The organism is Salinibacterium sp. NYA9b (assembly GCF_976973725.1).
Genome location: NZ_OZ333476.1, coordinates 1,919,911 through 1,944,432, shown reverse-complemented (window position 1 = coordinate 1,944,432; position 24,522 = coordinate 1,919,911). Strand labels below are relative to the sequence as shown.

Annotated in this window: 21 protein-coding genes and 1 pseudogene; 14 read left to right on the top strand and 8 right to left on the bottom strand. The window is 61.2% G+C overall.

The window, feature by feature from the left end:
* Positions 1–174: 174 nt before the first annotated feature.
* Positions 175–1,029 (bottom strand): acyl-CoA thioesterase, encoded by an 855-nt coding sequence (locus ACWFSR_RS09255; RefSeq protein WP_197107142.1) that lies wholly within the window; start codon positions 1,027–1,029, stop codon positions 175–177.
* Positions 1,030–1,060: 31 nt separating this feature from the next.
* Here ACWFSR_RS09255 and ACWFSR_RS09250 point away from each other — a divergent pair, with 31 nt between their 5' ends.
* Positions 1,061–1,741 carry a hypothetical protein gene (locus ACWFSR_RS09250; protein WP_197105977.1) on the top strand — a complete coding sequence of 227 codons (681 nt, stop codon included), beginning with the start codon at positions 1,061–1,063 and terminating at the stop codon, positions 1,739–1,741.
* Here the strand turns inward: ACWFSR_RS09250 and ACWFSR_RS09245 are convergent.
* Both ACWFSR_RS09245 and ACWFSR_RS09240 read right to left on the bottom strand, forming a co-directional pair.
* A complete protein-coding gene (locus ACWFSR_RS09245; protein ID WP_447522240.1) occupies positions 1,738–2,520 on the bottom strand; it encodes a hypothetical protein in 783 nt (260 codons plus the stop codon). The genes ACWFSR_RS09250 and ACWFSR_RS09245 overlap by 4 nt on opposite strands.
* Before the next feature lie 38 nt (positions 2,521–2,558).
* Positions 2,559–3,606, bottom strand: a pseudogene (locus ACWFSR_RS09240) (FAD-binding protein).
* Positions 3,607–3,847: 241 nt separating this feature from the next.
* Here ACWFSR_RS09240 and pdhA point away from each other — a divergent pair.
* The 5 genes from pdhA to ACWFSR_RS09215 are packed head-to-tail and all read left to right on the top strand — an operon-like array spanning position 3,848 to position 8,844.
* Positions 3,848–4,966 (top strand): pyruvate dehydrogenase (acetyl-transferring) E1 component subunit alpha, encoded by a 1,119-nt coding sequence (pdhA, locus tag ACWFSR_RS09235; RefSeq protein WP_447522239.1) that lies wholly within the window; start codon positions 3,848–3,850, stop codon positions 4,964–4,966.
* The gene (locus ACWFSR_RS09230; RefSeq protein WP_447522238.1) at positions 4,963–5,964 is read left to right on the top strand and encodes an alpha-ketoacid dehydrogenase subunit beta; all 1,002 of its coding nucleotides are present in this window, start codon (positions 4,963–4,965) and stop codon (positions 5,962–5,964) included. Before pdhA ends, ACWFSR_RS09230 begins: the two co-directional genes overlap by 4 nt.
* The gene (locus ACWFSR_RS09225) at positions 5,964–7,457 is read left to right on the top strand and encodes a dihydrolipoamide acetyltransferase family protein (protein WP_447522237.1); all 1,494 of its coding nucleotides are present in this window, start codon (positions 5,964–5,966) and stop codon (positions 7,455–7,457) included. The genes ACWFSR_RS09230 and ACWFSR_RS09225 overlap by 1 nt, the downstream gene beginning before the upstream one ends.
* Before the next feature lie 35 nt (positions 7,458–7,492).
* Positions 7,493–8,065, top strand: a complete 573-nt coding sequence (locus tag ACWFSR_RS09220) for a signal peptidase II (RefSeq protein ID WP_231599672.1) — start codon at positions 7,493–7,495, stop codon at positions 8,063–8,065.
* Positions 8,062–8,844 (top strand): hypothetical protein, encoded by a 783-nt coding sequence (locus ACWFSR_RS09215; RefSeq protein WP_197105971.1) that lies wholly within the window; start codon positions 8,062–8,064, stop codon positions 8,842–8,844. Before ACWFSR_RS09220 ends, ACWFSR_RS09215 begins: the two co-directional genes overlap by 4 nt.
* A gap of 10 nt (positions 8,845–8,854) precedes the next feature.
* On the opposite strand, the gene ACWFSR_RS09210 is transcribed toward ACWFSR_RS09215, so the two are convergent.
* The 5 genes from ACWFSR_RS09210 to ACWFSR_RS09190 all read right to left on the bottom strand — a co-directional run bounded on the left by ACWFSR_RS09210 (position 8,855) and on the right by ACWFSR_RS09190 (position 13,417).
* Positions 8,855–9,799: a cation diffusion facilitator family transporter gene (locus ACWFSR_RS09210; protein WP_197105970.1), complete on the bottom strand. Its 945-nt coding sequence runs from the start codon at positions 9,797–9,799 to the stop codon at positions 8,855–8,857.
* A gap of 2 nt (positions 9,800–9,801) precedes the next feature.
* On the bottom strand, positions 9,802–10,920 hold the full coding sequence (locus tag ACWFSR_RS09205) for a GtrA family protein (RefSeq protein WP_447522236.1): 1,119 nt from the start codon (positions 10,918–10,920) through the stop codon (positions 9,802–9,804).
* Positions 10,917–11,885 (bottom strand): phosphodiester glycosidase family protein, encoded by a 969-nt coding sequence (locus ACWFSR_RS09200; RefSeq protein WP_447522235.1) that lies wholly within the window; start codon positions 11,883–11,885, stop codon positions 10,917–10,919. The genes ACWFSR_RS09205 and ACWFSR_RS09200 overlap by 4 nt, the downstream gene beginning before the upstream one ends.
* A 152-nt stretch (positions 11,886–12,037) precedes the next feature.
* Complete coding sequence (locus tag ACWFSR_RS09195) at positions 12,038–12,634, bottom strand: hypothetical protein (RefSeq protein WP_447522234.1); 597 nt, start codon at positions 12,632–12,634, stop codon at positions 12,038–12,040.
* 207 nt (positions 12,635–12,841) lie between these two features.
* Positions 12,842–13,417, bottom strand: coding sequence for a TetR/AcrR family transcriptional regulator (locus ACWFSR_RS09190; RefSeq protein WP_197109748.1), 576 nt, complete (start codon positions 13,415–13,417; stop codon positions 12,842–12,844).
* A gap of 99 nt (positions 13,418–13,516) precedes the next feature.
* On the opposite strand from ACWFSR_RS09190, the gene ACWFSR_RS09185 reads away from it, so the two are divergent.
* From ACWFSR_RS09185 to ACWFSR_RS09150, 8 genes are all read left to right on the top strand, one after another.
* The gene (locus ACWFSR_RS09185; protein ID WP_197135993.1) at positions 13,517–15,118 is read left to right on the top strand and encodes a carboxyl transferase domain-containing protein; all 1,602 of its coding nucleotides are present in this window, start codon (positions 13,517–13,519) and stop codon (positions 15,116–15,118) included.
* A gap of 5 nt (positions 15,119–15,123) precedes the next feature.
* On the top strand, positions 15,124–17,157 hold the full coding sequence (locus ACWFSR_RS09180) for an ATP-binding protein (RefSeq protein ID WP_447522233.1): 2,034 nt from the start codon (positions 15,124–15,126) through the stop codon (positions 17,155–17,157).
* A complete protein-coding gene (locus ACWFSR_RS09175; RefSeq protein ID WP_197135991.1) occupies positions 17,154–18,341 on the top strand; it encodes an acyl-CoA dehydrogenase family protein in 1,188 nt (395 codons plus the stop codon). Before ACWFSR_RS09180 ends, ACWFSR_RS09175 begins: the two co-directional genes overlap by 4 nt.
* A complete protein-coding gene (locus tag ACWFSR_RS09170) occupies positions 18,338–18,817 on the top strand; it encodes a MaoC family dehydratase (protein WP_447522232.1) in 480 nt (159 codons plus the stop codon). Before ACWFSR_RS09175 ends, ACWFSR_RS09170 begins: the two co-directional genes overlap by 4 nt.
* Positions 18,814–19,629: an HpcH/HpaI aldolase/citrate lyase family protein gene (locus tag ACWFSR_RS09165; RefSeq protein WP_447522231.1), complete on the top strand. Its 816-nt coding sequence runs from the start codon at positions 18,814–18,816 to the stop codon at positions 19,627–19,629. The genes ACWFSR_RS09170 and ACWFSR_RS09165 overlap by 4 nt, the downstream gene beginning before the upstream one ends.
* 472 nt (positions 19,630–20,101) lie before the next feature.
* Positions 20,102–22,072: a hypothetical protein gene (locus tag ACWFSR_RS09160; protein WP_447522230.1), complete on the top strand. Its 1,971-nt coding sequence runs from the start codon at positions 20,102–20,104 to the stop codon at positions 22,070–22,072.
* 624 nt (positions 22,073–22,696) lie between these two features.
* Positions 22,697–23,488: a hypothetical protein gene (locus ACWFSR_RS09155; protein ID WP_447522229.1), complete on the top strand. Its 792-nt coding sequence runs from the start codon at positions 22,697–22,699 to the stop codon at positions 23,486–23,488.
* Positions 23,489–23,846: 358 nt separating this feature from the next.
* The gene (locus ACWFSR_RS09150; RefSeq protein ID WP_447522228.1) at positions 23,847–24,383 is read left to right on the top strand and encodes a hypothetical protein; all 537 of its coding nucleotides are present in this window, start codon (positions 23,847–23,849) and stop codon (positions 24,381–24,383) included.
* Positions 24,384–24,522: the final 139 nt, after the last annotated feature.

Genomic DNA, 24,522 nt, shown 5'->3' with positions numbered 1-24,522 from the left:
CGGTAACGTTTTTTGGGTTTTTCCGCAGTTTCAGGTCCACCAGATTGGGGACATCCAGTGACGGCGACCGGGCGCGATCCGCGGCACAGTAGGGATCGAGCGGGGTCATCTTTGTTACTTGTTTGTTACCTATCGGAACTAAAAGAGCCGTCCAATTTGACGAATCGGGGCCTTCTAGCGAGGAGGGCGCACCATTCCCTCTTGCGCAACGCTCGCGATCAAACGGCCAGAGCGATCGTAGATTCGACCGAGTGAGAGGCCACGGCCACCAATGGCAGTCGGAGACTCCTGCACATAGAGGAGCCACTCATCCACTCGAGCTTCGCGATGCCACCACATGGCGTGGTCAAGACTCGCCACCTTGATTCCGGGAGTGACCCAGGCGAGGTCGTGGCGTCGCATGATTGATTCCAGAATTGAGTAGTCGCTGGCATACGCCAGCGCTGCCCGGTGCAGGTTCATGTCGTCGGGCATCGGGCCAACCGACTTGATCCACACGGCCTGATGCGCGACGCTGCCGCCATCAACGCTCATAAAGATGGGCGAGGTGACGTAGCGCATGTCAAAGGGGCGCTCAGATGCCCAATAGCGAGCGACCGGATGATCGACGCTCGCCAGTGACTCAGCGGTCGTGGGCAGCGACTCCGGGTCAGGAAGATCTGCGGGCATGTCGATCTGGTGGTCGAGCCCTTCATCGTCATCCTGGAACGAAGCGATTGCCGACAAGATCGGCACGCCCTCTTGATACGCCTGAGTGCGCCGCGTTGAGAAGGAGCGACCATCGTGAATGCGGTCAACAGAGAACGTGATCGGAAGGTTCACGTCGCCCGGGCGGAGGAAATATCCGTGCATGGAATGCACGACGCGGTCCTCAGCGAGAGTGCGTTGCGCGGCAACGAGAGCCTGCGCTAACACCTGGCCGCCGAAGACGCGGCCCTGCGGCATCCACTGGCTGGGACCAGTGAAAATGTCTTCGCTTGTTCGTGCGCCGGTGTCGGTCAGATCGAGGGCAGTCAGAAGCCCAGACATAGGGTCGCTCATGCCTGTAGTTTAGAGGCCTATGACTGGATCGTTTACTTTGGTGGATTCCCTGGCGCTGGGAGATCTGCAGGTTTTCTTGGGCCGTGCCGCCCGAGTCGATGAGGGCTCTGTGCGACTCATCGGTGGCGCCGGCGTTCTCGCCGTCTATGTTTCCGTTCTTCACCCTGCGGGGCTCCTTGACCAGAGCCCTACCGTGCTTGGATTGCGCACCTTCGCTCTGTCTTCAACGGATGATTTCGATGCCGTCGTTCCGGTTCGCTCCCTGCTTGGCCGCATTGAGAGCGCCGTCGAGGCTTCTGCCGCTAGCTTTTCTGAGCCTGTTGCCGTCAACTTGCCGATGAGCGTCAACACCGTCACGTGGGCTGCCATCACGCCACCGCGCGGGGGCTGGGTCGCGATCGATTCTGTGCCGAGTGCTGTGCTTGAAGAGGCAGCACGGGCAGGCATCGAAGAAGTCGCCGCCGCTATTCCCACTGGAACCGGCGAAGCGATCGTGCACAAAGTGCGCACCGAAGTCTGGGGGCGTCCGCTAGACGAGCCCGACTATCTGCCCGCCGGTGCAGGGTTCGCAGCCGTTAGCTTGGGTTTTCTCGCCGATGATGAGGCGGCATCCGTCTATGAATCTGGAGCGTGGACGCGACTATCGACTAAGCGCGGTCACATTCTCGTGAAGCGCCGCGCCTGGTCAGTCGCGCGCTAGAGAGTTTCTACTGCCCGGCTGAACAACATGCCCATGAACACGACCGTTGTCGCAAACATGATGGCCAAGACGCCGAACGCTGCCCACATCGGCGCGAGTCCTTGACCGGTGCGATTCTTGACCACAACACAACGGCCGATGACGTAGATCAGCCAACCGAGGAAGATGAACGCCCAGTGGAAGGGGCGGTCGATGCCGCGATGATCGAGTTCGCGTCGGTCGAAGATCGCCAAGGGAATGTTGACCAGGAACATGAGCCAACCGGAGATCATCATCCACAGGTAGCCGGGATCAACGAGCAGGCGCAGCTGGGCGTCGGTCGGAGTATCTGTCGGGCGCGGGACGAGGGCGTCAAGGTCGATGGCGAACAGGCCGGGAAGTGAAATCAGCGGCAAGAGCACAAATACCCACATTTGCCAGGTGTTCGTTCCGGTATCGCTGACGTCGCTGGGGGCTGCATAGGTGTAGTTGGCGGCCGGGTTCACGACTGGTGGGGCACCAACCGTTGCTGCAGCCGGCGTCGTTGCGGCAGGAGAAACGGGCGTAATCGGAGGCACCGAATTGGTCGCTGCTGGTGGCGTCGCGGCAGGGGCAGTGCCCGATTGCGCAGAGGATGTAGCTGCTGCAGCGGCAGGAGCAGGAGTCGGCAACGGGGTCGCATCTTCGGGCACCGTGTTGGCGGCAGCCCAGGCGGTTCCACTCCACCAACGGGGTGCGGCTCCTCCGGCGGGATCGCGATACCAGCCGGCAGGAGGAAGGGGAGTCGATGCGTCGTTCACCCTGCGATTCTAACGGCGGCGAGAGCCAAATCTGACACTTACTCGGTGGCGACACTCCGCCTCGCCACGCTTCGGCCGGCGGCACTCCCGCTGAAAAGGCAACCGCCGAGAAACGTGCCCTCGAGCGCTCGTGCCGAGAGATCAGTCTGGATGCCGCCCAAACTCTTGCGGGTAAGAATGTTGAGCTTGACCGCAATCAGCGGTCCCGCTTTCGGATCGAGTATGCGGTGGGGCTTGGCCACCCGAATCAGTTTGTCTCCGAGATAGTTGCGCGCCTGGCGCAGCGCAGTGATTGGGGAATCCTTGGTGAACTTATTGGTGAGTTCGCGATCCCGAGCTTCAACCTCGCGGCGCACGTGTTCCGCATCGATTGCGATGTCGGGGGTGAGCTGTTGCATGCCGTCAAGAAGTTCGGCGAGGGTGTCGGCGACGATGAAGTCGGCGCCGTGCTCCTTGAAGGCTTCGACCGGGGCTGCCGCACCCTTGCCGAGCCGTTGCGTGAGGAGTTCGCGCACACTTTTGCCGGTGAGATCAGGGTTCTGTTCGCTGCCGGAGAGAGCGAACTCCTTTTCGATGATGGCCTGAGTGAGTACGAACCACGAGTGGTCGTAGCCGGTCGCGTAAAGCCACACGCTCGACGGGCCGGGGAGGATGCGGATGCCATGCTTCGGCCACACCGGATCCCAGTTCTGGATGCCCTCCACGCAGTGCCACATGCGGTCGCCGTTGAGAACCCGAGCTCCCGCGCTCGCGGAGCCACTCGCGCTTCTCACCGGCAGCAAACTGAAGGTAGGCCTCCGCCCAGCGGCGCGGTCACTCGTATTCGTCTCGATCAAAACTGGCAGTGCCGAACCAGTCCTGCGTAGCGAGCTCGAGAGAGTCTTTGACGCCCAGGCGTCGGTGTTCCGGCGAATCAATGAGGAACATCCCGCCGAACGACCACCACGCTTGGCCGCCAAGACTCGCCTCTGGCTCCTGCTCGACGAGCGCGATGTGCTTGCCCGCCGCGAGCAATTCAGCCGCCGCGACCAATCCGGCGAGGCCCCCGCCGACAACGATCGCGTCCAATTTGGGGGACTGCGGCAGCCGTGATTCCTGCGACACTGAGCGACGCCAACGGTGGCGACTCCTGCGCTGACAGTATGCCGGTCATCCTCACAATCTGGGGCAACTTTGGCGTGGAACCTTGTGCCCCGCCCGCGGGGTAGGTACCGTCAGATTAACTCCGAGCGACGAGGCTCGGATCAACCTGCGATTTACCAATCGCGGTTGTGAGGATCGCTAGAGCGCAGCACATCAGCAGGCGCGCTGGCGGATCGGAGAAACGATGAGTACCACCGTGCCCGTGAAAGCCCAGATTCCTGGAGCGAAGAAGCAAACTCCTGAGTTTGTGCAACTTCTTGACCCAGACGGAAAACGGTTAAGCGACGAACTCTATGACCCTTGGGTGTCAGACGTCACCGGTGATCAGCTCGCGAGTCTCTATGAAGACCTCATCATCGTGCGCCGTATCGATACGGAAGCAACCGCTCTGCAGCGTCAGGGCGAACTTGGCCTCTGGCCGCCGCTCCTCGGGCAGGAAGCTGCTCAAGTCGGCTCTGCCCGCACTCTGCGCCCCGACGACTTTGTCTTCTCCAGCTATCGCGAGAATGCGGTGGCGTATTGCCGCGGAGTGCAGCTGCCTGACCTAGTGCGGGTCTGGCGCGGCACAGCAGCCTCTGGTTGGGATCCTTTCGAAGTCGGTATGGCAACGCCGGCCGTCATCATCGGGGCCCAGACGCTGCACGCCACCGGCTATGCGGTCGGGTGCAAATTTGACGGCGTCGACAGCGTCTCGGTCGCCTACTTTGGCGATGGCGCGACGAGCGAGGGGGATGTCAGCGAAGCGATGGTGTTCGCGGCCTCCTTCAACGCTCCCGTGATTTTCTTCTGCCAGAACAACCAGTGGGCGATCTCTGAGCCCGTGGGGCTTCAAGCTCAGCGGCCGATTGCCGACCGTGCTCCGGGGTTCGGGATTCCGAGCATCCGGGTCGATGGCAACGACGTGTTGGCTGTGATGGCGGCAACGCGCAGCGCCCTCGATCGTGCCCGCAATGGCGGTGGGCCCACGTTTATCGAAGCAGTGACGTATCGTCGCGGGCCGCATACGACGTCCGACGACCCGAGCCGCTATGTCGACCCGGTTGTTGCCAAGGAATGGGAAGCGAAAGATCCCATTGCGCGCGTGGAAGCCTTTTTGCGCAGCGAAGGGGTGCTGACCGACGAACTGGCGGCATCCATTCAGGGTCGAGCAGATGCAGTGGCGGCAGAATTCCGCGCCGGATGCTTGGCGCTCGAGAATCCCGAACCGCTCAGTGTGTTCGACAACGTCTATGCAACCGAGCACTCGGGGCTGGCGCGTCAAAAGAGCCAGTACAAGGCCTACCTTGAGGGGTTTGAGAAATGACCGAACTAACTCTTGCGAAAGCTCTCGGCTCTGGGTTGCGGCGTGCGCTCAGCGACGACGACAAAGTTGTCTTGCTTGGTGAAGACATCGGTACTCTCGGTGGCGTTTTTCGCGTGACCGACGGGCTGCAGCGCGACTTCGGCAAAGACCGTGTGATCGACACCCCTCTCGCCGAAGCCGGAATTATCGGTATGGCGGTCGGCCTTGCTTTCCGTGGCTACCGCCCGGTCTGCGAGATCCAGTTCGACGGCTTCATTTACCCGGGCTTCGACCAGATCGTTGCCCAGGTCGCCAAGCTGCACTACCGCACCGCCGGCAAGGTGCGGATGCCGCTGACGATCCGTGTTCCGTATGGCGGAGGTATCGGCGCTGTCGAGCACCACTCTGAGTCACCGGAGGCGTACTTCGCCCACACCGCTGGACTGCGCGTTGTCACGTGTTCGACGCCGCAGGATGCCCACAGCATGCTGCGCGAAGCAATCGCGAGCGACGACCCGGTTCTGTTCTTTGAGCCCAAACGTCGCTACTGGACCAAGGGTGAGGTCGACGAAGACGCCACCGCTCTGCCCATGGGCAAAGCGCGCGTCGTGACCGAGGGAACCGACGTCACGCTGGTGACGTACGGCCCGCTCGTCGCCACGGCTCTGGATGCCGCAGTCGCCGCAGCTGATGACGGCGTCTCTATCGAGGTGGTTGATCTTCGCTCGCTCTCCCCGGTCGACTTCGACACTGTTGAGGCGAGCGTGCGCAAGACGGGACGGCTCGTGATCACCCACGAGGCTGCGGAATCTGGCGGCCTCGGTGCCGAGATCGCTGCAACACTCACGGATCGCTGTTTCTACTACTTGGAGGCAGCTCCCGTGCGCATCACGGGCTTCGATGTGCCGTATCCGGCCGCAAAGTTGGAGGACCACTTCTTGCCTGACCTTGACCGCATCCTTGACGGTGTTGACCGTGCGCTGGGTCGCGTGAATTCACTCACCGGTTGGAGCGCGTAATGGCTGTCAAGGAGTTTGCTCTGCCCGATCTGGGTGAGGGTTTGACCGAGTCTGAGATCGTTGAATGGCATGTTGCTGTCGGCGACCTCGTGACGCTCAACCAGCCCATTGCTGAGGTGGAGACCGCCAAGGCGATTGTCTCCCTGCCTTCGCCAGTCGCCGGCAAGATTTCGGCACTGCACGCTGAGCCCGGTTCGACCGTGCAGGTAGGCACGCGCATCGTCACGTTCGAGTTGGATGGCGGCCCAGACGCCGCCCCTGACGCGGCTGGCACTCCGGCTGTCGGTGGTGCCTCTGCTGGCGCTGGCGCAGAGAGCGCGAAAGCGGATAGCGGAGAACAGGCGCCGGCCGCTGAGGCTGCCCCTGAGCGCAACGCTGTGCTCGTCGGGTACGGTCCCGCCGTCGAGAGCGGCAAGCGCCCTACGCGCAAGCCTCGCGCCGCGCGGGCGGCATCCGCAGCGGCAGCGGAAGCCCCTTCGGTTGCGACTGTGGCAGAACCCGCGCCAGCGGCCGCGCCAGCGCCTGAACCCGAGACCGCGCCACAGGCCGCACCACAGACTGCATCCGAGCCTGCCGTGATCCCCTCCGACGCCCGCACCAAGACGACTCCACCGGTGCGCAAGCTCGCGGCTGATCGCGGCGTCGACCTGACGCAACTGACCGGCACGGGTCCCGAGGGCATCATCACGCGCGACGATGTGCTGAGCGCGGCAGAACAGTCGCCCGCTGATAAGCAGTCGGGCGACGACACTGTGGCGGGAGCAGCCGCACCGCAGACGGCGAGAGCCTTCGCGGGCACACGTCCGCTCGAAACCCGCACGCCGATCAAGTCGGTGCGTAAGGCAACCGCGGCCGCGATGGTTGCGAGTGCGTTCACGGCGCCCCACGTCACCGAGTTCTTGACGATCGATGTCACGCGCACGGTGGAGCTGGTGGCGAAGCTGAAGGCGAAAGGCACCGCAGCGTCCGTTCTCTCCGTTGTCGCGAAGGCGCTGTGCATCGGTGTGGCTCGTCATCCGTCGCTCAATTCGCGGTGGGATGCCGAGGCGAACGAGATTGTCGAGTTCGGTTACATCAACTTGGGTATCGCTGTCGCGACGCCCCGGGGTCTGATGGTGCCGAACCTCAAGGATGCGGATGCCATGAGCCTCGCCGAGCTCACCGACGCGATCGGCGACTTGGCGCGCAATGCGCGAGCGAGCAAAGCAACTCCGGCATCGCTCAATGGTGGAACTATTTCGATCACCAACGTGGGCGTCTTCGGTATCGACGCGGGCACTCCCATCCTGAACCCGGGAGAAGCCGCGATTCTGGCGATGGGTGCTGTTCGCAGGATGCCGTGGGAACACCACGGCGACATCGCCCTGCGCGACGTCATGACCTTGAGCCTGTCGTTCGATCACCGTCTTGTCGACGGCGAGCAGGGCGCCCGTTTCTTGACCGATGTTGGTTCGATTCTGAACGACCCCGGCACCGTTTTGACGATGGTGTGAAAGCAGCGGTGGCCGCAACAGGTAAGAATGGTCTTATGACCGAGAATCTCGACCCTGCTGCGGCCACCACTCCTTCACGCGCACCGCGCCGTCTGCTGGTGGGTGTCTTTGCGCTCGCGGCATTCGTGATCGCGGCAGACCAGCTCAGCAAGTGGTGGGCTGAAACCAACCTCGGTGGCGGCATCAACATCCCCATCATTGGTGACCTGCTGTCGTTCCAGCTCGTCTACAACCCCGGCGCCGCATTCTCTCTCGCGGAGGAATACACCTGGGTGCTCACGATTATTGCGGCGCTCGCCGTGGTCGCGATCACGTGGTACGCGTGGACGGTTCAGTCCCGCGCCTGGGCCATCGCGCTCGGCATGCTCCTCGGCGGTGCCATCACTCACCTCGGTGACCGCCTGTTCCGTGACCCTGGTTTCGCCCGCGGTCACGTCGTCGACTTCATCAACTACAACGGCTACTTCATCGGCAACATCGCCGACATTGCCCTCGTGGGCGGTGCGATCATGATCGTCATCATTTCCATCATGGGAATCGCCGCCAAGCCCGAAGAGGCAACGGCATCGAGCGCGGATGCTCCGGCGGAAGCAACGACCACCGAATGACCGATCTCAGCCTGCGCATGCCCAACACGCGTCTGCGGGCAGTGCTCAACCTCGGAACGCAGCGCTCACCGGCGCTCGACCTCCCGCCAGCACTGAAAGCTCCCGAGCTCTTTGGCGACTGGGACGACGAAGCTCAGGTGAGCGATCTCTACGTCGAGTATGCCGATGGGCAACTGCACTTCGAGACAACGAGTGCGGGCAGCAATCACCATTTCCACACTCCGGCGGGTGAGCATCGCGGCTCGAGCCCGTGGTCGGCCAACGACACCCGAGTGCTCCTGCAGTGGGCAACGCAGCTTGCCAGCGCCTTTCACGCGCTGCTGCCGAAGCTGCTCGACGACATCACCCAGGCCGCGGCGTGGCACGATGCCGGGCTCGACCTCTACATTTGCGAGGTCGAAGAGCCGGTGCAGCTCGATCTGCTCGAGATCGAGGTCGAGGGAGAGCTCTTGACGCTCCCGTGGCTCGGTGCCGGCACCGTGACGCACGACCACATCGAGGGCGAGAATCATCCGATTGCGCTGCTCTGGGGCGCAGGGGAGTCAGAGCCCGACCGACCGATTGCTCAAGCGTGGACCGATCCGCGCACGGGCGAGCCGCGCTCCAAAGCTGTGCCCGGTATTGACTGGAACGTCATCGGGCTTGCCGCTGAAGAGGTCTTGCCGTGGCTTGAGGGTATTTACCTCAACCACCATGTGATTCCGGATGCCGCGGGCACGCTCTTGAACGCCGTCTTGCGGCGCTTGGGCGGCCTGTCTTCAGACCGCGCCTCGTCCTAGCCCCTCGTAGCTAGTCGAAGCTGATCGACGGCTCGTCGCTGACAGACAGCGTCAGCACGGCCTTCTTGATCAGATCGTTGCCCTCGATCGAGCGTTCGAGCTCACGCAGTTGACGTGCGACCTCTTCTTCGCGATGGTTGCCCTCCAGGTCGATGGCTGCGACGACGAACAGTTGTGACGGGCCTACGAACTCGAGGTGCAGGTAGGTGACCCGACTGATTTCGGGATGCTCGGCGAGAGCCCGCCCCGCTACAGCGCGCGCAGCGTCGCCCGGCGTTTGACCGACGAGGAACCGACGATTGCGGTTGATGAGAACGACCGCCACCACACCGAGAAGGAGGCCGATCGCAAGCGAACCAACGGCATCCCACACTGAATTGCCGGTGAGCTGGTGCAGCAGGATGCCGAAGAAGGCGATGGTGAGGCCGATCAGGGCGGCAGCATCTTCGGCCAGCACCGCACGAAGGGTGGTGTTGGAACTGTTGAGGGCATATTCGAGGGTGCGGCGGCCGAAGCGAGCGGCTCCCTTTTTGGCTTGGACCATCGACTGCACGAAGGAAACGCCTTCGAGCACAGCGGCGATCCCGAGCACGAGGTAGGCGATTCCGAAGTCACTGGCGGGTTCTGGGTCGATGAGTTCGGAGATTCCGTGCTGCACCGAGACGACAGCACCCGCGGTGAACAAGCCGACGGCCGCGAAGAGTGACCAGACGTAGGCCTCACGTCCGAATCCGAGTGGATGGCTCGCATCGGCAGGTTTTACCGAGCGGCGTTCGGCAATGAGGAGAAAGATCTCATTGCCGGCGTCGGCCCACGAGTGTGCGGATTCGGCGAGCATCGAAGCCGAACCGGTGATCAATGCTGCGATCGATTTTGCAATTGCTACGAGAAGGTTGGCAACGAAGGCGACCACGACGGTGCGCACTTGTGCTGTTTTCTTGGGAGCGTCACTCATAGTTACACGCTAGTACCGTGGCTCCTAGCCGCGGTACGCAGGGCTGGTCGATCAGCACCGAGCGCTGCGTCAGTCTCTGACTGCACCGGTGATCCGGGTGCTGCCCCTGACTTGAAAACGAAGCGTCGCTGCACCTGGAAGCTGATGATGTAGAGCGTGACGTCGGAGAAGACCTTGGCGATGACGAGCGGAACGCCCCAGTCGACGAGTACCGAGAGCCATACGTAGCTGGAGGCGACGAGCGCGAGCGCGAGAATGACGTAGCGCAGGGCATCCCGCGCCACATGTTCGCGATTGCTGGCGTTGAACACGAGATGGCGGTTGATGAGGAAGTTCACGGAGGCGCTCACGAGCCGGGCGCCGACCACCGACACGAGCAGCGACTGCGTGAGGGCAAAGAGGATGAAAAGCCCGATCGCGTCGATCAGGAAGGCCGCCAGAGAAGAGGAAATGTAGCGCAGCAGTGGCGCGAAGACTTTTACCGAATCAACGATCGGTCGAAAGTGCGAAGAGGCATTGTGCTGCAAGTAGACCGTCTCAATCTCGATTTCTTCGATGCGGATGCCGGCCGAGCGCGACCCGAGCAATGCATTCAGTTCATACTCGAACCGTTCGCCTTTCACGCCGAGTAGCCAGTCGAGCATTGTGGCGGGGTAGCCGCGCAGCCCGGTCTGAGTGTCGCGCACGGCAACACCGGTGGCGAATTTGAAGGCTGCGCGTGAGACGGCGTTGCCAAAGCGGCTGCGGGTGGGAACGTCGCCCGCAAAGGCGCGACCGCCGAGAACCATCGCGCCGTCGGACGCCTGCAGTTGGGCAACCACGCGCAGGATGTCTCCCACTGTGTGTTGGCCGTCGCTGTCTGCGCAGACGACGGCCTCACCGGGGTGATTTTTGCGGATAGAGCGGAAGCCGAATTTGAGGGCGTGCCCTTTGCCGCGGTTGTCGTCGTAGCCGATCACGTCGGCGCCGGCGTGCTGCACAGCCGCGAACAGGTCGGCATAGGCCGGGCCGCTGCCGTCATCCACGACGACGACGCGGAGCAGAGGGGCAGTCGCGCGCAGATCGCACACGAGCTGCAGGAGGCGGTCATCCGGTTCAAAGGAGGGGATGAGGATGATCATGATGCGGCTCCCACGTAGAGGATGTCTGAGGTTTCGCGTTCTCCGCCATTGGACGGTTGGTTGATGACGGTGCCGTTGAAGTACATGGTCGAGGAGCCGCCGCCATCGAGGTTGTAGGCGGTAGTGGCACCGAGATCTTGCATGATGACGGCGAGGTCGGGCAGGGTCACACCGGCGCTGTAGCCGGGGTCGCGACCATCGACGACAACGAAGACGAGATGGTTGTCGTCGATCACGCCGACCGCAGTGCGGGGCTGTTCGCCCTGGATGGAGTGATTGCCGAAGTTGGTGTCGATCTCGACGTTCTCGATACCGGCAACGACATCGCCGTCTTCAACAATTGCGGGCCCGAAGGAGAGCGTGTTCCAGACGCCGTCGGCGATCAGCTCGTCGGCAGAGGTAGTGGTTTCGTCATAGACCTCGACGCTGCCGTCGAGATAGAACGCGAGCCCATCGCGGGCCGGTTCGTCGCGGTAGGTGACACCGTTGCGGATGACGATGCCAGTGTCTCGAAAGCCGTAGTAGTCGCCGTTGATGGCGAAGATCGCATCGTGCTCAGCCGCGATGGACGAGGTGAGGTCGATGATGTTCTCACCGAAGCTGTTCTGAGCAAATGCCGACCGCAGGGCAGTGGCCTCCGTCAGTTCGACATCCGCGACGTAGTAGGTGACGGTGTCGGCACCGCTGCCAGAGACGACCGTGGAGATTGTGACGTTGGAGTCGTCGGAGGTATAGCTCGTCTCGGTGAGAACGGGTTCCGTGGACGTCGTGGTCGTGGTCGTGGTCGTGGGCTCGGCGCTCGTGGTGGTGCTGTTGTCGGCTTCGTACTGCGCGACGTCAGAAATCTCGACGTGCTCGATGACAAATCGATCGAGAGCCCACGCAGCGGTGCTGCCCAGACCGAGCACGAGCACCAGCACGGAGCCGATGACGATGTGCCGTTTTCGCAGAGGTTTCTTGTGCATGGTCTAAGGAATACGGGGAGTTGCTATCCCGGCCTCATGAAATAGCTGAGAGCTTGCAAGGAGCCGCCAGAGAGTCTGCTTTGAAGACAAAGAAGGGCCTGCGACCGATCAGTCGCAGGCCCTTCGTCCTCGGGGGAGGTGCTGGGTGGTGGTTAGTCGTCGGTGGGTGCTTCTTCGACCGCGTCAGCGTCATCATCACGGTTGGGTCGGTCTGCGACGTCGCCGCGATCGCCGTGGCCTGCGCGGGCGCCTGGGGTGCCTTCGCCGTTACCGTCACCGCCGCCGACGCGTTCGTCGCCAGAAGCTTCCTTGGCGGCTTCGCGGTCAGTTCGAATGTCAGCAAGTGCGGTGGTTACCGCGTCTTCGTCAACGTTGAGTTCGGCAGCGAGAGCCGTCGCGAACGCGGCCTGGCGGGCATCCTTGGCGGCCATCTTTTCATCGGCGGTCGCGTCTTTATCGAGGGTTGTTTCGGATGGTTCGGTTGCGTCCCGCACGGCGGTCACGGCGTCAGAGACTTCAGTTTCGGTGAGTCCGAGTGCGGTGGCGAGAGTTGCAGCATCAATTCGGGCGCCACCCTGGCTGTGACCGCGGGCAGCACGGTCGCCGGTGGCGGAAGTGCCCGATTCAGAGGCGCTCGAGCTGGAGGTGGCGGTCGTGAGAGTCTCGGCCTGAGCGGGCAGGGCCACTGCGAGTCCGACGCACGATGCCAAAACTACTCCGGCCGCTCCTGCAATCAGTGTCTTCTTCATGGTTGATCCTTTTCGTCATTTCCGGAATCTCCGGTGTACGAAACCAACACTGCGGGCCGGGTCTATCAAGGCACTGTGCTGGCACTGTACGCCCCGTGGGGAAGTGCTGATGTAACCCAATGAGGCGGCTACGTGCGGCGCTGAGTTCGGCGGCGGGATGACGGCGGCCGACCGCGCGTAGAGGGCGGTTAGGCGGCGAGCGGGCGGTTAGGCGTCGAGGGCGGCCAGCGCCATCCGCTCGAGCACGGCACTGGTGGCGCCGGCCCGCCCGCTGTGGGGAGTGGAGTTGATGAGCCCGAAAGTGGCGTGGGCGCGGGTGCGTAACTCGGTGGTCGCGGCATCCGGATGCAACTGGGCAAGCACGCCAACCCACAGTTCAACGTAGCTGCGCTGCAGGGCGCGCACCTCGTGTTGGTCGCTGGCGGTCAGGCTGTCGAGGTCGCGGTCTTGAACGCGGATGACGTCGGCATTGCCAAGCGCAAACTCCACATGAAACTGAACGAGGCTTTCGAGCGCGGCTCGCGGTGTGGCGGCGTGCTCGATCACGGTCTGTGCCCCGCGGCACAGGTTGGAGCTGGCGTCGACCAGTATCGCGGCGAGCACGTCTTGTTTGCCGTCGAAGTGGCGGTACACGGCGGGGCCGCTCACGCCGGCGGCCGAGCCGAGTTCTTCGAGCGAGACGCGCGTGAAGCCGCGCTCGGCGAAGAGGCTGGCGGCGGCGTCGAGGAGGGCCTCGCGTCGGTCGGCCTTCGCTTGGCTGCGCGGAGTTGGCGTCTCGTTCATGTTCTGAGTCTAGACAGTTCGGTTAATGCTCGCTAACCTAAATTCAGTTAGTAATGACTAACCCAAGTGGCCACAAGCTGCGCTGAACGAAGGTGTTCGATGGAGAAGATTTCCACGGCCGCTCAACCGTCCCACCCGACGTTTGCGGCTAACGAAGAGTCAATGCGCGGCCTTGTCGAGCAATTGCGCGAACGACTCGCGACGACGGCCCTCGGTGGCTCTGAGAAGTCTCGCGAACGCCACGTCTCCCGCGGCAAGCTTCTGCCGCGCGACCGAGTCGATGAACTGCTCGACGAGGGCAGCCCCTTCATCGAGATCGCCCCGCTCGCCGCGAATGGAATCTACGACGACCAGGCTCCCGGTGCTGGCGTGATTGCCGGTATCGGCCTCATCCACTCTCGCCCCGTGCTCGTGATCTCGAACGATGCGACGGTCAAGGGCGGCACGTACTTTCCGCTCACGGTCAAGAAGCATCTGCGGGCGCAAGAGATCGCGCTTGAGAACAAGCTGCCGTGCGTCTACCTCGTTGACTCGGGCGGCGCCTTTCTCCCGATGCAAGACGAGGTCTTTCCCGACCGCGACCACTTCGGGCGCATCTTCTACAACCAGGCTCGGCTGTCGGCCGCGGGCATCCCGCAGATTGCTTCGGTCATGGGCTCGTGCACCGCGGGTGGCGCTTACGTTCCCGCAATGAGCGACGAAACGATCATCGTGCGCAATCAGGGCACAATCTTCTTGGGCGGTCCGCCGCTCGTGAAGGCGGCCATCGGCGAGATCGTCACGGCCGAAGAACTCGGCGGGGGAGACGTGCACGCGCGCACCTCTGGCGTCACCGACCACCTGGCCGACGACGACCGCCACGCGCTCGAAATTGTGCGGGACATCATCAAGACCATCCCCAAGCCTGCCGCTCCCGCGTGGGATGTTGTTGCCTCGCGGCCTCCCGCCGTGAACCCTGACGAGCTCTACGGCGTCGTACCCACCGACGTGCAAAGCCCGTACGAAGTGCGCGAAGTAATCGCGCGGCTCGTTGACGGCAGCGAGTTCCACGAGTTCAAGAAGGAATACGGCACAACGCTCATCACCGGCTTCGCGACGCTGCACGGGCATCCGATCGGCATCGTCGCCAACGCCGGGGTGCTGTTCAGCGAATCGGCGCTCAAGGGTGCTCACTTCATCGAACTGTGCGATCAGCGCGGCATCCCGCTGCTGTTCCTGCAGAACATCTCTGGCTTCATGGTCGGCAAGGAATATGAGGCCGGTGGCATCGCCAAGAACGGCGCAAAGATGGTGACCGCGGTGGCGACAACGCGCGTTCCCAAATTCACGGTCGTGATCGGTGGCTCGTTCGGTGCCGGCAACTACTCGATGTGCGGTCGCTCGTATTCGCCGCGCTTCTTGTGGATGTGGCCCAACGCCCGCATCTCGGTCATGGGCGGCCCGCAGGCTGCTGCCGTGCTCTCCACGGTGCGCCGCGATCAACTAGGCGAAGACGCCTTCACCGACGACGACAAGGCCGAGTTCGAGAAGCCCATCCGCGAACAGTACGAACGCCAGGGCAGCCCCTACTATTCGACAGCCCGCCTGTGGGATGACGGAATCATTGACCCCAAAGACACCAGAGATGTGCTCGGCATGGCGCTCGATATCGCCGCGGCCACCCCGCTGCCTGAGCCGGGCTTCGGCCTCTTCCGGATGTGATTGCCATGTTCTCTGCCGTTCTGGTCGCCAATCGTGGCGAAATTTCCTGTCGCATCACGCGCACCCTTCACTCGATGGGCATCCGCTCGATCGCGGTCTACACCGAGCACGATCGTGACGCGAAGCACGTTCAAGTCGCGGATGCCGCAGTGCTGATCGACAGCTACCTCTCGGTCGACTCGATCGTTGCTGCCGCCCATGCCGTAGACGGCATGCATGCTGATGCGGTGCACCCGGGCTATGGTTTCCTCTCCGAAAACGCGTCCTTGGCTGAGGCCTGCGCCGCTGCCGGAATCACGTTTATCGGCCCGGGCGTCGAAGCACTCGAGATCATGGGCGACAAGATTGCCTCGAAGAAGCACGTGACCGAGCGCGGCGTTGCCGTGATTCCCGGCGTTGCTGAGCCGGGCATGACGAACGACGATCTTGTGGCTGCTGCCGCCGAGGTCGGGTTCCCGCTGCTCATCAAGCCGTCGGCCGGTGGCGGTGGCAAGGGCATGACGATCGTGCGCGAGCCCGATGCTGTCGCCGGTGCGCTCGACTCTGCTCGTCGCGTGGCCAGTGCCGCGTTTGGCGATGACACGCTCTTCCTCGAGCGCCTCGTGGAGAAGCCCCGCCACATCGAGGTGCAGGTTCTGGCCGATAGCCACGGCACGATCATCCACTTGGGCGAGCGCGAATGTTCGCTGCAGCGTCGCCACCAGAAGATCATCGAAGAAGCGCCATCGCCGTTGCTCGATGAAGCCACGCGTCAGCGCATCGGTGAAGCAGCCTGCGAGGTCGCGCGCAGCGTGAGCTACATCGGTGCCGGAACCGTCGAGTTCCTCGTCTCCGACAATGCGCCAGACGAGTTCTTCTTCATGGAGATGAACACGCGCCTGCAAGTGGAGCACCCCGTCACCGAAATGGTCACCGGCATCGATCTCGTGGAGTGGCAAGTGCGCATTGCTGCCGGCGAGAAACTCACGGTGGAGACGCCGACGCTCACCGGTCACGCGGTCGAGGCGCGCATTTACTCCGAAGATCCCGCCAACGACTTCTTGCCCTCCGCTGGTCAGATCGTGCACCTGCACGAAGCCGCCGACGGAAGTGCGCTCAGCGCCGGCACAACAGGCACAGCCACAGCCAGCACAGCCACATCCAGCGTGCGCGTCGACAGCTCACTCATCCAGGGCGGCACGGTCTCGGCTAACTACGACCCGATGCTCGCGAAGGTGATCGCCCACGGCGCCACCCGCGCCGAAGCACTCCGCGCCCTCGACCGTGCCCTCGCCGACACTGTCATTCTGGGCGTCACCACCAACATCGAATTCCTCCGAGCCCTGCTCAACCGTGACGACGTACAAGCCGGTGAACTAGACACCGGCCTCATTGAGCGAGCGTTAGCCGAGATCGAGTTCGCCACCCCAACCCCGGCGGTGCTCGCGGCCGCGGCCCTGAGCATCCATTCCGAACGCTGGATGCCGGGCTCACCCTGGCAGCAGCCCAGCGGTTGGCGTGTGGGCCAGCATCGCCCGGCCCGCTACCGTCTCGCGAGTGCGGGGCAGGTGCACGAGGTTTTGGTTGCCGGCCCGCCCAGCGCAGCGGAAGTCACGATCGACGGCACCACCACCCCGGCGCGCTTGACGAGCACCGGTGTCGAGTGGGGCACCCAGAGCATCCGTCTCGCTATTGAAACGGTCGGCGCCACCGTGTGGATTGGGCAGGAGGGCACTTCCTGGGCTCTCACTGCGCAGTCTCGCGCCGAGTCGTTGGCTGACCACCGCGCGACGCTCGCGAGGGTCGCCGGTGTGGTCGATCCCGAGTTGCGTTCGCCCATGCCCGGCACGGTTGTGGCGGTTGCGGTGGCGAACGGAGACTCTGTGACTGCCGGTCAGACGGTGCTCACCATTGAAGCCATGAAGATGGAACACCCCGTTGTCGCGACCCTCGATGGGGTTGTCGATATCAGTTTGAAGCCTGGCGATCTGGTCACACGCGATCAGATCGTTGCCCGAATCGAATCGCCACAAGCGAGCACTGAAGGAGAAACCTCATGAGTCACGACGCTACCCGCGGCGAAATCACCCACCTCGGCCTCACCGATGAGCAGTTGAAGTTGAGCGCTGATGTGCGCGACTTCGCTGACAAGGTTGTTGCTCCGGCCGCGTATGAGTACGACACGAAGCGTGAATTGCCTTACGGCATCATCGCCCAGATGGGTGAGATGGGTCTCTTCGGTTTGCCGTTCCCCAAGGAGTTCGGCGGGCAGGGCAAGGACTACGTTTCGCTGTGTCTCGCTATTGAGCAGCTTGCTCGCGTTGACCAGTCGATCGCGGTGACGCTCGAGGCCGGCATTGGTCTTGGCGCGATGCCGATTTTCAAGCACGGGAGCGAAGAGCAGAAGCAGCAGTGGGTTCCGATGCTCGCGCGCGGTGAAGCTCTCGCTGGTTTCGGTCTGACCGAAGCGGATGCCGGCTCCGATGCTGCGGGGACGAAGACCACTGCCGAGCTCGTCGATGGCGAATGGGTCATCAACGGAACGAAGCAGTTCATCACTAACTCGGGCAGCGAGATCACGAAGGTCGTGACGGTGACCGCGGTTACTGGTCGTCGCGAGAATGGGCGCCCTGAGCTGAGCGCCATCCTCGTTCCGAACGGTACGCCTGGCTTCACGGTGCACCCGCCCTACGACAAGGTCGGCTGGCACACCTCCGACACGCACCCGCTGTCGTTCGACAACGTGCGGGTTCCCGAAGAGAACCTGATGGGGGAGCGCGGCCGTGGCTTCGCTAACTTCATTGAGGCTCTGGATGAGGGCCGCGTCGCATTCTCGGCTCTCTGCACCGGTGCGGCGCAGGGTTGTCTGGAGGAGTCGATCCGTTACGCCAACGAGCGTCACGTCTTCGGTCGTTCGATTGGCTCGAACCAGCACATTGCGTTCAAGATTGCGCGGATGCAGGCCCGAGTTCACTCGGCACGCTTGGCAACCTACGACGCAGCCCGCAAACTGGTTGCCGGAGTTCCTTTCAAGATGGAGGCGAGCTTGGCGAAAATGATCAGCAGCGAGGCGGCCATGGATAACGCTCGGGATGCCACCCAAATCTTTGGTGGCTATGGCTTCATGAACGAGAACCCTGTTGCCCGCCACTACCGCGACTCGAAGGTGCTGGAGCTCGGTGAGGGCACCACTGAAGTGCAGATGATGGTCATTGCTCGTGAGCTGGGATTCGCGACCCTATGACCGGCAAACGTATTCAACAGCGCGGTCTCTGGTTCGACGAGTTCGAGGAGGGCGCGGTCTATCTGCACGCGCCCGGCCGCACCGTCACTGAGGCTGACAATGTTCTCTTCACGACGATGACGATGAACACGCAGTCGTTGCACTTGGATGCTGCGTGGTCAGAGCAGCAGCCTTTCGGGCAGCGGTTGGTGAACTCGATGTTCACGCTCTCGACGATGGTGGGGGCATCCGTTGCTCAACTGACTCAGGGCACGATTGTGGCGAATTTGGGCTTCACGGAGGTCAATTTTCCGCATCCGCTGTATCACGGCGACACGATGTATTCCGAGTCTGAGGTGCTGGACAAGCGGCTGTCGAAGTCGCGCCCCGGCCAGGGAATCATTTCGTTGCGTCACACGGCCAAGAACCAGGACGGCGTTGTGGTGGCTGTGGCAACCCGTTCGGTGATGGTCTGGACTGAGGAGGGCGCACCGTGAGCTTCACTCTAGGGCCGTCGATTCTGTTTGTTCCGGGCGATCGCCCCGACCGTTATGCCAAGGCGCTGGAGCGCGCGGATGCCATCATCATTGACCTTGAGGATGCCGTAGCCAGTGTCGACAAGGCTGCGGCGCGCGCTGCCCTGATCGCTAACCCGATGGATCCGGCCCGCACGATCGTGCGACTGAACCCGGCCGGCACCGAGGATCACGATAGTGACCTCGAGGCATTGGAGCAGACGGAGTACCGCACGGTGATGCTCTCGAAGTCGGAGTCGGTTGCCGACTTTGATGCGCTCACTGACCTCGACGTGATCGCCCTGTGCGAGACGGCGCGGGGTGTGTTGGCGGCCACGAGTTTGGCGGCGCTGGATTGCGTGGTTGCCCTCATGTGGGGTGCCGAAGATTTGGTGGCGTCGCTCGGTGGTTCGTCGTCGCGCGAAGATTCCGGCCCCTACCGTGGTGTCGCGCTGCATGCGCGCTCGTCGGTGTTGTTGGCGGCCGGTGCCTACTCGAAGGCCGTGATTGATGCGGTGCACCTCGATATCGCAGACGTTGAGGGTCTCGGTGCTGAGGCTCGGGATGCCGCTGCGCTCGGGTTCACGGCCACGGCCTGCATTCATCCCTCTCAGGTCGCTATCGTGCGCGAAAGTTATGCGCCCACGGTCGAGCAATTCGCGTCAGCCCGGGCACTTCTCGCCGCCGCGGAATCGCAGCCCGGAGTCTTCAGCTTCGAGGGCCGCATGGTCGACGGGCCCATCCTGCGGCACGCGGAGTGTGTGGTCGCGCGGGCGGGGTTGCGCGAGGGTTAGCTAGCCACGGAATCATTGCCGGGTCAGGGGCAACCCGTCGCGCAGTCGGGGGTTCGATGATCTGGCAGCCGTAGTCGGTACAGAACCAAAACGGCGTAAGTGGCGACTAGAAACTTCGGAATCGAATCACGATTGAGCACGAAAGTTGTGTTTGCCGCAGATCGGCTTCGCGCCATGCGCAGCCGCTAGGCAACATGCCGCGCTGAAGCCAGTTAGCTTCGACGGAGAGCGCAGTCGGCGCCTGATATGCGACCGCGAGATATCGACTATTCAAAGTGCAGCACTTGATCCGCTCCGTCAGTGGGTCCAAAACATCTTGATCGTCGTGACACTTTGCGGTTTTGCCGGACTCAAAATTGCGGGCGGCGACTCAATCGCGCAGCATGGTCCAGAGAATGGTGCGCCTAGGGCGTCGATGACTCACTGTGAACAAAAGGCGATCTCTGATGTCTTAGTTGGATAAAGTTTGCGTATGACTTTTGCTCCCTTTGATCCGCTATCGTTCAAAAACACCGTTGTGAGCGAAGCGGCGCTTGCTGCTGTGCGTCGAGAGCTGGACAACATCCTTAGTTCTTACGTTGGATGGTTCGATCCCTTCTCCGAACTAGTGCAGAACGCGCTCGACGCGGTAGATTCGAGGCGTGAACTCGAAGCGCACGCGGGAAACGAATCCTATTCCCCGAAAATTATCGTCGACATAGACATCGACGCGAACACTCTCACTGTCACCGACAATGGTGTCGGTCTTGCAGAAGCTGAATTCCAACAATTTCTGGCGCCCAGCTTCTCATTCAAGAAGATCGAAAATGGTACGCGTGGGCACAAAGGGGTAGGCGCAACGTACATTGCTTACGGCTTCAATCTCATGCGCATTGCGACTAAATCGCCTGGGTTCGAACAATCCGGGCGTATTGTAGGCGCGCGAAGCTGGCTACGAGGAACTGGGAGCGCTGAGAACCCGCAAGTAGAGCCCGACCTAGAGGCGGCACCAGCATCGTTCGGGGCAGTCGACCGGGGAACATCGATCACTGTTCGTTTCGATGAGACCACAACACCAGGAGTGTTGTCCTGGCTTAAGGCAGATACAGCCGCCACCTGGCTAAAGATTCTCTCCGCTAAAACAGGTATCGGCTCAGTCATTTCGGACGAGGTCAAGTCCGTTACCGTGAACGTGATCTCCGCAGGCCAAACAACGACGGTTACCCAAATCGGAACCGGATACCTATGGCTTCACGATTCCGCTGGGAAGGTTGCCAGGCTGCGCGATATCGACGCGAAAGCCGACGAGTTCTACGCAACCTATGGAGCAGGGAAAAAGCTTCCTGACAAATTCAGCAAGCTCGATTTCATTTACGACAGTTGGACGACGGCGGAGCTGAAAGCGTTAGTGGCTGGATCGCTCGATGAGGATGACCTCGCGCTGATTGAAAAGTACTCTCCCTCGGTCTCAGTCGAATTCGGATATACGGCGAAATTCTGGACTATTTTCAACAAGGATTTAGGCATCCGGGCCGGGCAGACTGTCCTGACTAGCGGGATTCAAATGGCCGCGAACAACATGCCTCAGGGCGAGACAATTCTGATTCCCTTGATCCGTAACATCGGTCGTCAGAACCAGTTGCACTTTCTGATTCACTTCGACAATTACACGCCCGATCTTGGCCGGAAGGGATTCCACCGGGAGCTTAATGATTTCGCCAAGAAAGTGGCACGCGCGATAACGGAAGGGCCGCTGTCAAAGCGAAGGAGTCAACTTAAAGCGAATACCGGGGCGTCGCCCGACCTTGCGAGAGAATTGGCAGTTGCCGACTGGAAAGAGAAACTCGTTCAGCATGAGCTTGACTCTCCGCTAAAGCTTACAAGTCCGCATTTCTTTGCCCCTACGCAATCAATTTCGATCACTTCTGAGCCGACTCGTGAACAAGATGTGATCGCACTATTTCACGAGCTTATTGCTGGCGGAGTGATTCGTGGCATTTCAATCATGTCTACGAACGAGCACAGCACCTACGACGGGTTGTTCAAAGTCTCGTTTGCGTTAGATCGTGAGTTGTATGTATATGACGATCGCACGAATCCATTGGGAGTAGATGGCGCAGTTCTCGACGAGCTACACGGGAGGGTGACACAACCTAGAGTTCTTGAGTATAAGTTCTCTCTGGATGGGCTTATCGAAGACTTCGAAAACAACGACAAGAATATTAACGACATCGACCTATGTATCGCGTGGGACACCGGGTCGCTCTATGAGTCTCGTTACGGGATCACATCCCTCCTAGTTCCGGAGAATGCGGATCAACGTCAGTACCACGGCGTAACCCATGTACTTGAGGATATGGAGACCGGAAATAAGCAGTGTGACCTAATTATTTTGAGTGAGTTAGTCGCGAGCTTGAATGACCCGGAGGACTCCTCGGCGCTGCAACGGGTCAAGTATGAGTAGGAACCAGCCTTCGTGCGGACGGATTACGCGGGATGTCACAATCGTTCGCAACCGATGACGGCCAATAACTAGCTTCGAACCAGAACTCCCATCGATGCGGGTACGCGGTTCGGATGGGCTGTCGGCGGTGCAAACGAAGATGAATGGTCGTTGCAGTGCAGTGCAGTGCAGTGCAGTGCAGTGCAGCTAGCGGTCGCAAATATTCGAATCCATAATCGTCGACGTGTTACTCGGCCTATCCACACGACGTGGGCGTCAGATCTGACCAGTTCCCTCGCTCCGCAATAGTCCAATCTCACTAGTGGCAAGAGCTATCCGCCCACGGTTGAGGAAATAGCGTCGGCACGCGCAATTCACGCTGCAGCCAGTGCCAGCCCGGAGTCTTCAGCTTCGAGGATCGCATGGCCGAGAGGCCCGCCCTGCTGCGCCGGAGTGCATGGCCGCGCGGGCGGGGATGGCGCGAGGGCTAAACGACTGGCGCTGCATCGCCGCTCGGGCGGATAGAGAGCCCCCTGCGATTACGAGTCGTGAAACCTCACGCGAAGGACAAGCCTAGAATCTGACGAGCGCGCTTAACCTGAATCGCTAATTGGCGAATCGGTGTTCCGCGATAGCATCCGTAGTGTGAAGATTGCTGATGAGAAGACGCACATTGCGCTGTCCTATATTGCGGCGGCGACTCGCGGTGGCGGAGTCCTTACGGCCTTGGCGCTGGAGGAATTTGCAAATTCTCCGAACAAAGCTCGCGCAAGGTACGAGAGTCTGCTGGCCGCGAGTCTCGCTGGCTCTATCGCTTCAATGGCCGACGCATTTGGTAGAGGCGAGCTGATCGCCGAAGCGGAAACATGGGCGCACTATTTTGTTCGGCTCTCCTGGGTGATTGTAGATGGCGATTCAATCCGGCTCTCGTCTTTGGGGAAGGCAGTGCTTCACGAGCTCGAGCGGCCCATTGTCGACGTCGATAGCGAAGAACCGATCTCCGTAATAATCGATCCAAAGGATTCGTTCGCCTACATTCGGGTGTTCGAGTTGATTTCATCCCATGGTGGAGGAGTGTTCGTCGACCCCTATCTAGGAACCAAGGAGTTGCTCGAAGTGCTCAATCTCTCGAGCGTGAACAGATTGTTGATTGGCGATCAGAAAAAGAAGGACCACTCGTTAATGGCGATGGCGCTCGGCAAAGCAGCAAATCCGCCTGAAGTACGTTTCTTGTCTCAAAAACTTTTGCACGATCGATTCTTCATTCCGGACATGGGAGACGTGATTTCGTTTGGGAGCAGCTTGAACACACTAGTTAAGCGCCCAGGAGTAGTCGTTCCGATTAAAGACCCTGCTGCGTCGATGGCGATGCGTGAAGTATACGAATCGTTTTGGCAGAAGGCTGAGAAGATAGTTCCGTCCTTCGTGGAAGACTGATCCTCCCAGATGGCCTGTTGAAACTGGTTTTGTCGCACCGTGGCGTTCGCTGCAGGTGAGGAGCAATTTTTGATCCGGTCACACTCGGTTAGGTCGCGAGGAATATCTAGACAGTTCTGAGCTGCGGTAGCTGCATGTAGTGGATTGCAAGGTTGGTCTCTGCGTGCGCTTTGCCTTCTCAATAGAATCTAGAGATGACTGGATTGTTGAGGCTAGAGGGAGCGCCTACAGCCGCCGAGTGGCAAGCGTTGTTTGCGGGGGCCGGTGTCGCGGTGACTCTGATCGTTGCATCGATTGCTTGGTGCAACTTCGGAATTACCTCAGCGAGAGAGAGGCCGCGGCTCGTCCATATCTTGTTGTGGACTACAAGTTTCGATCGATCCTGATGTACATCGAAGTAAAGAATCTTTCAGGGGTGACCGCAACGGACATTCGATTATCGGTCGACAAGCCCTTCGACTGTCATATGGCCGGTCGCGCGAAGGTGTTAAATAAGGTGTTTAGCGAGAAATACCAGATAAAACAGCTTGCCCCCGGTCGCTCTATTTTCTGGACTTTCGACCGCACACCAGACTATTTTGATGGCGATTACCCGCGAAATTATGAGGTGACAGCTATCTATTCGGACCCTCGGCTGATCCGTCGAGAAGCGGCGTGGAAGTTTTGGAGACCAAGGCTCACTGCCCGCTACGCAGATTCCTTCGATCTTAATATTGAGCAATATGGGGACGCGAGCGCTGAGACTGATCGCGAGATCGAAGCTGACAATGTCAATCGTCGAAACGAATCTCGAATTGAGCGAATTGCCGTACACGTGGAGGCGGCGGCTGACGCTCTGAGGGGTGAACGCTTCCGCCCTTTTCCCATCGCTGGCAGGCGGCGCCCACGCCGCTGATTTCGACACGAGAACTGTTGGATCAGACCTTCCGTAGCGCCTACGGTAGGAGCGACTTGAGTTGCGCCAAATCGGTGTGGGCCTTAAGCTCTTCCATCCGGCTTCGCAACTATGCGGATTTTGGACGCTTCGTAAATGG